13 protein-coding genes are annotated in these 13,067 nt (G+C 44.2%); 4 read left to right on the top strand and 9 right to left on the bottom strand.

From position 1 onward, the window contains the following. Positions 1-60: 60 nt before the first annotated feature. Complete coding sequence (locus GSF08_RS06205) at positions 61-1,254, bottom strand: FtsW/RodA/SpoVE family cell cycle protein (RefSeq protein WP_160624967.1); 1,194 nt, start codon at positions 1,252-1,254, stop codon at positions 61-63. Positions 1,255-1,387: 133 nt separating this feature from the next. On the opposite strand from GSF08_RS06205, the gene def reads away from it, so the two are divergent. Beyond that, positions 1,388-1,942 (top strand): peptide deformylase, encoded by a 555-nt coding sequence (gene def / locus GSF08_RS06200; RefSeq protein WP_160624966.1) that lies wholly within the window; start codon positions 1,388-1,390, stop codon positions 1,940-1,942. A 90-nt stretch (positions 1,943-2,032) separates the two neighbouring features. Continuing rightward, the gene (gene rnjA, locus GSF08_RS06195; RefSeq protein WP_160624965.1) at positions 2,033-3,904 is read left to right on the top strand and encodes a ribonuclease J1; all 1,872 of its coding nucleotides are present in this window, start codon (positions 2,033-2,035) and stop codon (positions 3,902-3,904) included. 11 nt (positions 3,905-3,915) lie between these two features. Here the strand turns inward: rnjA and GSF08_RS11700 are convergent, their stop codons facing one another. After that, positions 3,916-4,587: a DapH/DapD/GlmU-related protein gene (locus GSF08_RS11700; RefSeq protein WP_347337985.1), complete on the bottom strand. Its 672-nt coding sequence runs from the start codon at positions 4,585-4,587 to the stop codon at positions 3,916-3,918. Between the two features lie 61 nt (positions 4,588-4,648). On the opposite strand from GSF08_RS11700, the gene GSF08_RS06185 reads away from it, so the two are divergent. Continuing rightward, positions 4,649-5,509: a metallophosphoesterase gene (locus GSF08_RS06185; protein WP_160624964.1), complete on the top strand. Its 861-nt coding sequence runs from the start codon at positions 4,649-4,651 to the stop codon at positions 5,507-5,509. 55 nt (positions 5,510-5,564) lie between these two features. On the opposite strand, the gene GSF08_RS06180 is transcribed toward GSF08_RS06185, so the two are convergent. The 5 genes from GSF08_RS06180 to GSF08_RS06160 all read right to left on the bottom strand — a co-directional run bounded on the left by GSF08_RS06180 (position 5,565) and on the right by GSF08_RS06160 (position 11,284). Further along, positions 5,565-6,014 (bottom strand): hypothetical protein, encoded by a 450-nt coding sequence (locus GSF08_RS06180; protein WP_160624963.1) that lies wholly within the window; start codon positions 6,012-6,014, stop codon positions 5,565-5,567. 86 nt (positions 6,015-6,100) lie between these two features. Further along, a complete protein-coding gene (gene pheT, locus GSF08_RS06175) occupies positions 6,101-8,488 on the bottom strand; it encodes a phenylalanine--tRNA ligase subunit beta (protein ID WP_160624962.1) in 2,388 nt (795 codons plus the stop codon). Between the two features lie 16 nt (positions 8,489-8,504). Further along, positions 8,505-9,539, bottom strand: a complete 1,035-nt coding sequence (gene pheS, locus GSF08_RS06170; protein WP_160625378.1) for a phenylalanine--tRNA ligase subunit alpha — start codon at positions 9,537-9,539, stop codon at positions 8,505-8,507. 317 nt (positions 9,540-9,856) lie between these two features. After that, complete coding sequence (locus GSF08_RS06165) at positions 9,857-10,549, bottom strand: alpha/beta hydrolase (protein WP_160624961.1); 693 nt, start codon at positions 10,547-10,549, stop codon at positions 9,857-9,859. 3 nt (positions 10,550-10,552) lie between these two features. Beyond that, entirely contained in the window at positions 10,553-11,284 is a 732-nt protein-coding gene (locus GSF08_RS06160; RefSeq protein ID WP_160624960.1) for a TrmH family RNA methyltransferase, read from the bottom strand. 106 nt (positions 11,285-11,390) lie between these two features. Between GSF08_RS06160 and GSF08_RS06155 the strand changes: the two genes are divergently transcribed. Next, positions 11,391-11,849 carry an 8-oxo-dGTP diphosphatase gene (locus tag GSF08_RS06155; protein WP_160624959.1) on the top strand — a complete coding sequence of 153 codons (459 nt, stop codon included), beginning with the start codon at positions 11,391-11,393 and terminating at the stop codon, positions 11,847-11,849. Between the two features lie 79 nt (positions 11,850-11,928). Here the strand turns inward: GSF08_RS06155 and GSF08_RS06150 are convergent, their stop codons facing one another. Then, positions 11,929-12,213 (bottom strand): ParB N-terminal domain-containing protein, encoded by a 285-nt coding sequence (locus GSF08_RS06150; RefSeq protein WP_160624958.1) that lies wholly within the window; start codon positions 12,211-12,213, stop codon positions 11,929-11,931. Further along, a complete protein-coding gene (locus tag GSF08_RS06145) occupies positions 12,213-12,950 on the bottom strand; it encodes a metallophosphoesterase (protein WP_160624957.1) in 738 nt (245 codons plus the stop codon). The genes GSF08_RS06150 and GSF08_RS06145 overlap by 1 nt, the downstream gene beginning before the upstream one ends. Positions 12,951-13,067 lie beyond the last annotated feature (117 nt).

Here is a 13,067-nt window from a genome sequence, read left to right as displayed (position 1 = left end):
CCAATCTTTGTTTCTCCTCTTCCCTTTCTAAAAGAACTCCGTGTCCGGAGTTCTTTTACTTTATCCGTTCTCCTGACGGCGAATGCGAGATATGACCGCCTGGGAAATGCCAATGGCCGCCATGATCGATATGAGTGAAGATCCACCGCTTGAAATAAACAGCAGCGGAACACCAGTCAGCGGAATCATCCCGCTGATCCCGCCGACATTGAGAGCGAAATGAACAAAGATATACATTGCAGTACCAATTAAAATGATCTTATAACCCTCACTCTTCGTGAGAAATGCATAATGAAACAATCGCTGTAATATGATCACATAGCCGATTACTACGATCAGCAATCCAAAAATGCCGAGTTCTTCAATCGTAATCGCCATGATATAGTCCGAATTGGCCTGCGTTAAGAAGCCCCACTTCTGCGAAGACTGGGCAAACCCTACTCCGAGAATGCCGCCGTGCACAATCGCATATAATCCATTGATCAGCTGGTAACCATCACCGAACGGCGATACAAACGGATCTAAGCTCATTTCAAAACGCTTTACCTGATAACCGACAAACGGCAGCTTTTCCAGCAGTCCCGAACCGGCATTCGACATCAAAAAGATCAGTGCCGCAAAGCCCAGCACAATTAAAAATTTTTCATATTTCTGCCATTTCCGCAAGTTCACATGACTGGGAATCAAAAAACAAACCCCGCATATAATGACAATGATCGCGAGCGTACCGAAATCCGGCTGCTGCAAAATCACTGCCGCATAGGCCAGAAAAAACAACACCGGTACCTTCACAATGGTCCAGATACTAAAATTGCGCCGTCCGGTTACCTCAATCGATACAGCCATCATAACAATCAAAAATACTTTGACAAATTCAGACGGCTGGATGGTAAAGGATACAAACGGAAGCGGTACGATGATCCATGCGTGAGAGCCGGTCCCGTTATCGGTGAAAAACAATGTGGAGAGCAGAACCAAAAATAGGATGATCCCAATCGGCCGACCGTATTTGCGGGCTTTTACCATCGTGAAATGGTTGGCCAGAAACAACATAACAAAATAGCTGAGCAGCACGAAAGCAAACTGCTTAATGGCGGTCGTATAAACCACTAAGGAATTTTTACCGGATTCCCCCAGCGAAGCCGACATGATCATCAGCGATCCAAATGCGATCAGCACCAGCATGGAGAGGTGCAGCCAGAAATCATATTTTGCCGGCATTCGCAGGGCAAGCTTTACTTTTTTGTCCTTCATCCACATCGCTCCTAATCTTTTTCTATTTTACACAATTTCATAGTTTTTTTAAATAAGAAGATGAAAATACTTTCTTTATTTAAAAAAATTGTTTAGAATAAAGAATAGAGTTTACAGAGGAAGGAGGTTATCTATGAAAATAAATATGGATGTTGTGGTTAAAGATAATGACCCGGTTATGAGAAAAACTTCTCAGAAAGTGGAGCTTCCGCTTTCCGATCAAGATAGAGAGCTGATCATGGACATGCTGACCTATGTAAAAAATTCCCATGATCCAGAGCTGTGCGAGCAGGATAACCTGCGGCCGGCAGTCGGTATTGCGGCCGTACAGGTCGGTGTGCTGAAACAAATGGTGGCGATCGCCATTGATTTGGATGACGATACAAAGATCGAGCATGCCCTGATCAATCCGCGTATTGTATCCCATTCCGTACAGAATTCCTACTTAGAAAACGGTGAAGGCTGTTTATCGGTAGAGGATGAACATGTTGGACATGTGTTCCGACACGCCCGCATTACCGTAAAGGCATATGATGCACTGCGTGATGAATTCGTTACGATTCGTGCCAAAGGATATGAAGCCATCGTTTTACAGCATGAAATCGATCATTTAAGTGGTGTCTTGTTTTATGACCATATCGATCAATTTGATCCGTGGAAGGAAGACGAAAATGCTGTCGTAATATAACGGACAGCGTTTTTATGTTTAAACAATTTGGCTTATGCTATAATAGAAATAGTTAGATAAGGTGCTGATTATTACAGAAAGGAGTTTATAATGACAGTTACAAACAAAAAAAGCGCACCGCGAAGTAAACATCAAGGAATTAATAAGGAAATAAATGATAATCATAAAATACTTCATAAACGTACAGATACGATGATCTATGCCTTAGGAGGGTTAGGTGAAATCGGTAAAAACATGTACTGTTTTGAACACGAAAATGAAATTCTTATCATTGATGCCGGAGTTCATTTCCCTGAAGAGAATTTGCTCGGTGTTGATTATGTGATCCCAGATTTCGGATATCTGGTAAAAAATAATCATAAAAGAAAAGTATTGGTGATCACGCATGGTCATGAAGATCATATCGGCGGGATACCTTTTCTCTTGAAAAGTGTCGATATCGAAGCAATCTATGCTCCGAAATTTGCAGTGGCACTGATCAATAAGAAATTAGAGGAGCGCAGAATGCTGCGCAGTGTGAAAATTCGGGAGATCAATTCTTCCAGCTCGATCAATATGAAGCATTTCACGGTGGGGTTTTTCAATACCGTGCATTCCATCCCTGATTCACTAGGAGTATTGATCAATACCCCCAATGGCAGGGTGGTAGAAACCGGAGATTTTAAGTTTGATCTTACTCCGGTAGGAACCAATGCGGATTATCAAATCATGGCGTATATGGGACAGATCGGCATTACTCTTTTGATGAGTGATTCTACCAATTCGGGAGTTGAGGATTTCTCAATTTCCGAAAAAAAGGTAGCACAGATGATCCTGGAAATCACCAGAAAAACCAATGGACGCTTGATCGTAGCAACCTTTGCCAGCAATGTGCATCGCGTTCAGCAAATTTTAGAAGCTGCGGTAGCCTGCGGACGTAAGGTTATAGTGTTCGGACGCAGTATGGAAAATGTTGTGCAAATCGGCCGTAAGCTCGGTAATATCAAGGTCGGTGAAGAACACTTCCTGAAGCCGGAGCAGTTGGCGCATACCCCAGCGGATAAGGTTTGTATCATCTGCACCGGATCCCAAGGAGAGCCATTAGCCGCGCTGTCACGGATCGCCAGCGGTACGCATCGTTTTATCAAGCTGATTCCGGGTGATACCGTAGTCTTCTCCTCATCCCCGATCCCGGGCAACGGCGCAAGCGTTAATCAGGTTGTCAATAAATTGTTTAAGGCCGGTGCCAATGTTTTGACAAAATCTGTTTTAAACAATCTGCATACGACCGGGCATGCATCCCAGGAAGAACAAAAGCTGATGCTGCAGTTGATCAAACCGAAATACTTTATGCCTGTACATGGTGAATACAAGATGCTGATCCAGCATCGGGAAACCGCAATTGAAACCGGTGTGAAACCGGAGAATATCTTTACTTGTGCCAACGGCGATGTACTGCTGATGCGCGACGGCAAGGTCTTCCAAAGCAGTATCCGTATTCCGGCTGATGATATTTATGTTGATGGAAATGATATCAGCGGGGTTTCCACCGCCGTCTTAAAGGATCGTAAAGTATTAGCTGACAACGGATTGGTATCAGTTGTCATAGCAATTGATTCCCGCGAGAATAAGCTACTGTGCAAACCGGTGATCGTAAGCCGCGGCTTTGTTTTTATCAAGGATTCTCAAGGTCTGCTGAAAGAAGCTGAAATGGTAGTTTACAATGCATTAAAAGAGAAGATGACCCAGCGTATAACCTTCTCTGATATCAAGAATACCATCCGCTCTTCACTGGAGCCGTTCCTCTACAATAAGACCCACCGAAATCCGATCGTGATACCGGTAATCTTAAATTCCAAAGAGGCCATGGCACAGATGCAGCAGCAGCGGGCACAGCGCATGAAACAAAATAGTGAACATAAGGAAAAGCCGCTGAGCAAACCTCGGCGCGCTGATGCAAAACAAGCAAAACCGGCCCAATAGCCGGTTTTTTATTACCGCAGCGATTCATTGATAGCAGGATCTGTTCGAATCTCACAGCGCGCTTTTACCACGCGGGCCGGTATCCCCTGCACAACCATACCTTCTGGTACATCCCTGGTTACGACGCTGCCCGCACCGACCACTGCCTGATTACCGATTTGTATACCTTCCAATACAACAGCATTGGCTCCGATCAATACATCATCACCGATCTTCACCGCATCCTTGCATATCGGCTCTAACATACCGGCAATAACTGCTCCGGCACCGATGTGGGTACGTCTGCCGATCTTTGCTCCTGAACCGATCACCGCATTCATATCAATCATTGTTTCTTCTCCGATGACCGCACCGATATTGACGACCGCTCCCATCAGCACGATACATCCCTTTTTTAACACAGCACCCTCGCGGATGATACTTCCTGGCTCCAGACGGGCCGGTTCTTCACTGTTTAAAAGCAGCGGTACCTTGGAGCTTTGTGCATAGCGATATTGAAACAGTGCTTCCTGCATGCACTCTGTTTCAATCATTTCCAAAACATCTCCTGAACCGATTAATAATGTGAAGTCCTCACCATGCAGACAAGTGCATCGAGCATCTTCTATATGACCTTTCATCAGCGCCATCGATAATGATATAGCACTGGCTTCCTGAATCTGTTTCCTGATCGTATCTGACACGAATATCAATTCCTTTCTTTATAAGACTATGATAAAATAAGAAAGAATATGAGGTGTAATCATGCTGAAACGTCTGCTTAAATTTCTGCTGTTCCTATTAACAATCGCTATGATCATTGCCGGTTTTCTCGCATACGGCATGTTTGTATCCGTTGAACGGGTCAATTTAAATTATCAAAGCGCTGCCAGCTCAAAAATTCCCAAGTCCTTGAATAATGTGCAGATTGCCTTTATCAGTGATATTGACTATAACGCCTATATGGATAAGACTCGTCTTTCCAAAATGATGAAACGGCTGAATGACGCACATCCCGATGTGATCATTTTTGGCGGTGATCTCTTTTACGCTCCGGAAAAACAGATGCCGGATGAAACCAAGCAGCAGGAAGTGACAGAAATTCTAAAAAAATTAGATGCTCCGCTCGGTAAATTCGCAGTGCTCGGTGAACAGGATCTGATGAATGCAGATATCAAAAATATGGTTTCCAGCATCTTATACAATAGTGATTTTGAAATGATCACCAATCAGTTGGTGCGGATTCGAAAGGGTGCGAATGCCAGCATTTCCCTGATTGGTTTGGATTCCATGATCGGCGGGCAGCCGGATATTTCCAAAGCATTTCAAAATGTCAACGCCAATGAGTTCAATATGGTATTTACCCATTGTCCTGATCTGATCGCTCAGCTTCCGACCAATAACATCAATGTCATGGTAGCCGGGCATTCTCATGGCGGACAGATTGCGCTTCCGCTGTTAGGACCGCTTCATAAAATGAGCGGTGCCGAAGCTTACAATAAGGGTACCTATAAAGTCCAGCAGACAACTTTAAGCGTATCCAACGGTTTGGGTACACGTGATACGGATGTACGTCTGTTTGCACCTCCGGAGATTATTATCTACCGTTTGGCTGCTGCCAAATAAAACGCTATATGGAAATGCACCTCATTCATTGCTGATTAAATGAATGAGGTGCATTTTATTCGGTTTTATATTGTCTGAGAATCCGTATTGCCTGCATGCGATCCTGACTGATCAGCTTCTGCATACTGCTGTCATAAATCGTGTGATAGCTCTCCAAGGCCTGAATCATCCCATCGATTAGATGCGGTTTGACTTTTGCAATCAATGGCAATACCTTGATACACGCACGTGATGTAATCGGTTTTTCATCTTCAATGTGGCTGAGCAGCTGACTGATAACCGGCTCTATTTTACGATTCACATCCCATTTTGCGTTTGCCGCCAGCAGGCGGATGCCCCTTGTTCGTTCATAAGAATTATCGGCATCCATCAATTTTATGTAAATATCCATAAATGCATAGGCTTCATTACTGTCTTCACTTCGTTTTTCCAGCTCCAGCAGCGCTTGATAAGCCTGCTTTGCATCTTTATTGCTGAGCATCTGAACTGTTTTTTCTAGTTCCATATCATGTCCCGCCTTTTTCTTATTATACTATAAATAAGGGAGCTCACATAAAAAAAGCGAATGTTTTTCACACCCGCTTAAAAATCTTATCGAAGCTCTGCCTGCAATTCCTGTTTCAGTGCATTCAGCAGCTTCTCATAGACTTCATTGATTTCCTTATCGGTCAGCGTTTTATCATCAGACTGGAATGTAACACGCAGCGCGATGGACTTACTTCCCTGGGCTACGTGTTCACCGGTATAAACATCAAATACTTCTACATCCGTTACCATACGCTTGCCGCTCTTACGAATTGTGTCAATGATATCCGCCGATGCAGTTTCCGTCTTAACCACCAAAGCCAGATCACGAGTGACTGACGGATATTTGGAAATCGGAGCAAACTTCACTTTGGACGCACGGTTCTTCAACAGTACTTCCATGTTCAACTCAGCCATAACCGCAGAAGATACATTATAACGCTTTGCCATCATCGGATGAATATCACCGAAGATGCCCAGCAAATCCTTACCGATATAAATGCAAGCGCTCTTGTTTGGATGAAAATGCTCAACATCTACAGTATTCGGTTTTACAATAACCCGAGTACCTTCAAAACCAAACTGTGCCAGCATTGTTTTTATGATGCCTTTCAGTGTATAGAAATCAGCAGGAATGACAATATTCTGCCACTGACTCTTCTGTAGGGTATCACACAATACGATTGCCAGATGTTCTTCCTCAATTCCTTTCGCGTAAACACTGCTCATTTCGAAGCAGGCCAGCTCCTTAACCGAACGATTTTGATTATAAGCCACACTGTCAAGCAGACTTGGCAGAATGCTGCCGCGGACATATTTGCGGTCCTCACTCATCGGTGAAGCCAATTCAACCACCGGTGTCAGCCCCATGATCGCATCATCCACCTGCTTTTGTGAAGCAAGCGTATAAGTTATCATATCATACAGACCAAATCCGGTAAACAGACTGCGGATCCGGCGCCGCATCTGCTGCCGTTCGTTGAGTGCTCCTACCGTTGCCGGCATCAGCGGCATTGTACTTGGTAATCGATCATATCCAATAATCCGAATGATCTCCTCCGCGATATCCGCTTCAATCAGCAAATCCTGACGAACACTTGGAATCACAACGTGAATATCTTCTCCCTGCATCGATGGCTGAAGCTGCAGACGACGGCATACCTCCACCATTTCCGAAACCGCAATATCGGTTCCCAGCAGTCGGTTGATACGGCTTGGAGAAACGGTGATCTCCACCGGTGTATACGCGTCATCACCGTACTGAACGGTTGCTTCCAAGCCATCTGCATTGGCGTATTCTTTCAATAGCGCAACCGCACGATCCATGGCCTTATAAGCAGCTAACGGTTCAATTCCCTTTTGATAGCGAATGCTCGCATCAGTTGAAAGATTGAGCCGGCGGCTGGTATTGCGGATATTCACATGATGAAAGCTTGCTGCCTCAATGATAATACCGGCTGTATCGGCTTCGATTTTAGAATCATCACCACCCATAATACCGGCTATGCCGATCGGCTTGCCTTCTGAGGTGATGATCAAATCATCTTTTTCAATGGTATATTCAATGCCATCTAATGCCGTATACGTACATTCCAGCTGATCCTTGACCGTTATCTCCTGAGCTGGAATCGCTTTTACATCATAGAAATGAAGCGGCTGACCGGTTTCCAGCATTACAATATTAGAAATATCGACAACATTATTAATTGATTTGATACCACTTGCGGCTAATAATTCCTTCATCCATTTCGGTGATTCCTTGATTGTCACATGATTGATGACCTTGCCTAAGAACAATGGACATTTTTTCGTTGTCGAAGAAACCTTTAAACGTGTAGCACTTCCCTCGTTTGCTGCTCCTTCACAGTTTGGCAGCTTGACACTGCGATTCAGCACTGCTCCGGTTTCCACTGCCATTGCCCAGCCTGCCATGCAGTCATTGCGGTTTGGTGTCAATGATACATCCAGCACAACATCATCCAATCCCAAATAAGCCAAGGGATCACGATCTCCAATCGGTGCATCTGCCGGAAGAATTTCAATGCCGTTTTTCTGATCATCACGAAGCTGCTTGGGATCAACTCCCAGCTCTGCCAAGGAACAGATCATGCCATTAGATTCCAGCCCGCGGATGTTTCCTGCCTGTATCTCACCACCCGGCAGTTTTGCCCCCGGAAGTGCAGCGATCACCTTGATGCCTGCCCTCACATTGGGTGCACCGCAGATGATCTGCTCTGTTTTATCACCAAAATTTACCTGGCAGATATGTAAGTGATCACTGTCGGGATGATCAACACATGTTTCCACTTCACCGATCATTAGATTAGTGCCCGAAGACATAGCCTCCAATCCCTCAACCTCTAATCCTGCATCGGTAATGCAATCCGCAATTTCCTGAGCGCTTAAATCTGATACATCCAGATATTGCTGGAGCCATTTTTTACTGATTCTCATATTATTATCCTCCTGCCTACTCGAACCGTGTGAACGTTTTTAAGAAACGCTGATCATTGGTATAGAAATGACGGATATCATCAATGCCGTATTTCAGCATGGCGATCCGTTCAATGCCTGCCCCAAATGCAAAACCGCTGCATTTGGATGAATCATAACCGGCCATCTTTAAAACGTTTGGATGAACCATACCGGCTCCCAAAATTTCAATCCATCCGGTTCCCTTGCAGACACCGCAGCCCTTGCCGCCGCAGATATGACAGGAAACATCAACCTCAACACTCGGTTCGGTAAACTGGAAATAGCTCGGACGGAAACGAATTACGCGTTTTTCACCGAACATTTTTCTAGCCATAAATTCCAAGGTTCCTTTTAGGTCGCTCATCGTAATATTTTCACCGACAACCAAGCCTTCTACCTGCGTAAACTGATGGGAATGCGTTGCATCATCATCATCGCGGCGATAAACCTTACCCGGACAAATAACCTTAATTGGCAGCTGTGGTGAAAATTTCTCAAGCTGGCGCATCTGAATCGCTGTTGAATGGGTTCTCAGCAGCTCCTCGGCATTGATATAAAAGGTATCCTGCATATCCCGAGCAGGGTGATCCTTGGGAATATTGGCACGTTCAAAGTTATAGAAATCCAGTTCCACCTCCGGGCCTTCCGCAACCGTATAGCCAAGCCCGATGAACAAATCTTCAATTTCCTGCTGAACCAGATTCAGCGGATGCATCGTTGCAACCTTAGGCTGATAACCATCTAACGTGATATCAATTTTTTCCTGTTCCAGCTTTTCATTCATCTCTTTTGCTTCCAGCAAAGCACGGCGATCATCAATCGCTTTAGACAGCAGCGATTTCATTTCATTTACCTGCTGACCGAAAGCTGGACGCTCTTCCTTAGACAGATCCTTCATCATTCCCATGACTTCCTGAATCGGTCCTTTTTTACCCAGATACAGCACCCGCAGCTGCTGTAATGACGCCAGATCGGCACATGCTTCAATTTTAGCCAATCCTTCTTCACGTAACATCGTCAATTTTTCCATATTCATTTCCTTTCCGCTTCATAAAAAAAGCCGCATGACCTGCAGGAACGCCATACAGCGCGGTACCATCCTGCTTCGTCTTGCGACACACTTCATTATCAGATTCCTTTGATAACCGTTAGGCAACGGGAGGGAATTAGCCTCACTCCAAGGTGAATTCATAAAGGCTGATGATAAGCGACTTTCAATCGGTGATCGCTTTTCCCTGTTCATCAGGTTACTTTACTACTTGTCCTTTTCAACGTATTAACAGCTATTATTATAAAGCATCCATTTCTTTATTTCAAGCTCAATCTTTACCAAAGCTCTGTTCAGCCTTATGATATGTCTCTTTGATTATACAGCATGGCTGATTCACCCATGAATGCGGCGATCTGCAAATAGGCCTCCCTGCCTAACCGTTTATCATTCAATATTTCATGATTTCCTCCTTCTATCATACAGCATTGTTTATTTTGATGGGGTATTTTGCGCATGGCATAGCGACTCGCATAAGGCGGAACAATATCATCCTTGGATGCCTGGATCAGCAGTACCGGCTTATCAATCTCTTTTACGGCTTGGCGAAGCACTCCTGTCAGCTTTATAAATTCAAAAACGTATTGGGCACTCAACCAGCGAGCTTGAATAAAAGCATTCATTTCACGCGCATCCTTCGCTCCCATTCGGCCAAGTTTTTTCAGATAACGGCAGCTACTGTCAATGCCCAGATAGAAATAGGCAGGAGCAACCAAAACCACTCGCTGAACCGGCAAGCGGGACGCCAGATAACCGGCGATGACGCCGCCCATGGAAAATCCCAACAGTGTAACCTCATAGCCCTGTTCACATACTGACTGTACCTCACGATACGCACGCTTTACCCACAGCCGCCAGTCAGGACATTCTGTTTGATCATACATATTGAAATCAAAATACGGAAGTCCATCCTCACGGCACTGATCCCGCAGATAATCAAAGTCCTTAATACGAAGTCCGCCGAATCCATGAATACAAACAAGTGCTTTCATGCGTCAGTCCTTTCGAAAGTGATACATGCAAATACCGGCCGCAACCGCAACATTCAAGGATTCAAAAGCGGTCATTTCAATTATGATATTTTGATCACTCTTCGCTAATAATTCCGGTGATACGCCGCTTCCTTCATTACCGAAAATCAATGCACAGGAAGAAACCCGCTTCATGTCACTGAGTGTAACCGCTTTATGTAAGCTGGTTGCATATACGGGAATTTGATGATTATGACAGATTTCCAACGCCTCAAGCAACGATTGGCGCCACACCGGAATATGAAACAGCGCCCCTTGGGTCGAACGTATCAGCTTCTCATTATAAAGATCTACTGCCTGATCGGATAGAATTACCCCATCAAAGCCAAAGGAACAGGCGGTACGGATGATCGTACCGACATTTCCCGGATCCTGCACCTGATCCAGCAAAACCAGTCGGTTTCCCCACTTCATCGGTGCTTTTAAATAGGAAACACAAGCCATGATATCGGCTTTTGACACACTCATACTCAATTTATCCATCACATCATCGCTGCACACATAACAAGGATATGACGAAAAAGCATGTTTTACTCCTTTTCTCACCATAATGCACTCAATAGCAGCATGCTTGATTGCTTCTTCAATCAGATGTTCTCCCTCAATGAGAAACTTTTGATCCTCATCTCGGTACTTTTTCTGGTGATATCGTACCCATTGTTTTACTTTTTGATTTGTTTTTGATGTAATTTCCATGCGATCAGCTCCTATTGTTATTATAGCATAAGCATAGCCCCGCCAGTTGAATTGTTTATGTATAACACTTATGATAAAATATCAAATGTGAGAAAGGATGAAATAAATGAGCAGAAAGGAAGCCGCTATCTTTACAAATTTATGTATGATTACCAACCAAAAAGGAGAAATACTGGTACAAAACCGCACTTCAAAATATTGGCCAGGCATCGCTTTCCCCGGCGGTCATGTCGAATCGGGAGAATCCTTTACCCGCTCGGTCATCCACGAAGTCTTGGAAGAGACCAATTTGACCATTGAGCATCCTTCGCTCTGCGGTATCAAACAATATCAGACGGATGATCATGCCCGCTATGTAGTGCTTTTATATACGTGTGATCAATTTACGGGTGAATTAAAAAGCTCCTCAGAGGGTGAGGTTTTCTGGATTACCAAGGAAGCACTGAAGAATTATAAGCTCGCAGATGACTTTCTGGAGATGCTGCCGATCTTTGAAAAGGATACTCTAAACGAATTTTATTATTATCAGGATGATGAACAGGAATGGAAGTATGAGATCATTTAAAAAAACAATCTAATTGCTTACCTTATTGGGGAAAGCCTGAGATTGTTTTCTTTTGCTTATTCCTTTATTTTTACGATAATTAATGATGGTTGCGCATACTGTGATGAGGAGTTGAACGAAAATCACCTGCATTGATGATCATGACCGGCACAAGCCTGCGTTTTGCTTCCAGTCTTCCCTGCCGATCAAGTTCATGAAGTGCACTCAGCCGTTTTTTGCCATCGATACAGACATAGGAATGATTACGTATTTCCACATGCAGGGGAAAGGAACAGCCGATACGTAAGATGCTTTCCTCAAGAGAGTGATCATACGAACATGGCTGATATTGTATTTCCCCATAATCCAGCTGATGAATCCGCATCAGAAGTACCGTACCTGCATCGTATCTAAACACAGGCAGGCTAAACGCGTATGTTCATTCGCAGCTGCACATCCGCAGTCGATTCCGATCAGATCACTGTTCATCAAATTTTCATCACCGCTCCAAATCGCATAAGGATGGTTTTGCTGATAATACTCTGTCATCGTATGTCCGAAGATCACGCAGCGATCCTTGAAGAAGGATTGATAAGATAGGATGCGGTCCCACACAAATCGATCGGGTTTCACTTCACTGCCGCTGAGTTGATCCAGCGTCACAATTCCTTTCGTATACGTCAGTACAGGATGTGCGTGAACCAGATAATAACAGCGATCCTGTACTCGTAAATCGCAAATTGCCAACGGACAGCTTTCCAAATACTGCTCAAGCTCTTTTTGTAATGCCTTCGATAAAGATTCAAAAGCCTCCAGCGTTGGCCGGCAGCCATTGCGGAACCAGCGCTCAATCGCAATCACCGCATCATACATATCAACACGATCCGCAAGCTGCTTTGACCGCTTCAATACCTCCAGCATCATATATTCATGATTTCCCATCAGCAGGGTAATCTTATTATTACGCATGCACTCTATTAGGATTTCTATCCCATCTGGTCCTCGGTCAATAACATCTCCAATGATATATAAATGATCTGAATCATGCAAGGCAAGCGATTCCAGCACAGCATCAAAACGAGCTTTCAATCCATGAACATCACTCATAACATATACGGACACAAGCATCACCTTCTTTAAGTTTCCTCATTATATCATAAAATACAATGCATTTTTAAAGGTTTCTGATTTGATGTTTCAAATTCATACAAACTGTCTCTGTATCGTTTCAGGCGTAAA

The sequence above is a fragment of the Copranaerobaculum intestinale genome (genome assembly GCF_009831105.1).
GTDB lineage: Bacteria > Bacillota_I > Bacilli_A > Erysipelotrichales > Erysipelotrichaceae > Copranaerobaculum > Copranaerobaculum intestinale.
This window is presented reverse-complemented; position numbering and strand designations above follow the sequence as displayed.

Bases quoted from the DNA above. Each gene is read 5' to 3' on its own strand.
- GSF08_RS06155 (WP_160624959.1), top strand. From the start codon at position 11,391: ATGAGCAGAAAGGAAGCCGCTATCTTTACAAATTTATGTATGATTACC.
- pheT (WP_160624962.1), bottom strand. From the start codon at position 8,488: ATGAGAATCAGTAAAAAATGGCTCCAGCAATATCTGGATGTATCAGAT.
- GSF08_RS06205 (WP_160624967.1), bottom strand. From the start codon at position 1,254: ATGAAGGACAAAAAAGTAAAGCTTGCCCTGCGAATGCCGGCAAAATAT.
- GSF08_RS06165 (WP_160624961.1), bottom strand. From the start codon at position 10,549: ATGAAAGCACTTGTTTGTATTCATGGATTCGGCGGACTTCGTATTAAG.
- GSF08_RS06180 (WP_160624963.1), bottom strand. From the start codon at position 6,014: ATGGAACTAGAAAAAACAGTTCAGATGCTCAGCAATAAAGATGCAAAG.
- def (WP_160624966.1), top strand. From the start codon at position 1,388: ATGAAAATAAATATGGATGTTGTGGTTAAAGATAATGACCCGGTTATG.
- GSF08_RS06185 (WP_160624964.1), top strand. From the start codon at position 4,649: ATGCTGAAACGTCTGCTTAAATTTCTGCTGTTCCTATTAACAATCGCT.
- GSF08_RS06160 (WP_160624960.1), bottom strand. From the start codon at position 11,284: ATGGAAATTACATCAAAAACAAATCAAAAAGTAAAACAATGGGTACGA.
- GSF08_RS06150 (WP_160624958.1), bottom strand. From the start codon at position 12,213: ATGCGGATTCATCAGCTGGATTATGGGGAAATACAATATCAGCCATGT.
- pheS (WP_160625378.1), bottom strand. From the start codon at position 9,539: ATGGAAAAATTGACGATGTTACGTGAAGAAGGATTGGCTAAAATTGAA.
- rnjA (WP_160624965.1), top strand. From the start codon at position 2,033: ATGACAGTTACAAACAAAAAAAGCGCACCGCGAAGTAAACATCAAGGA.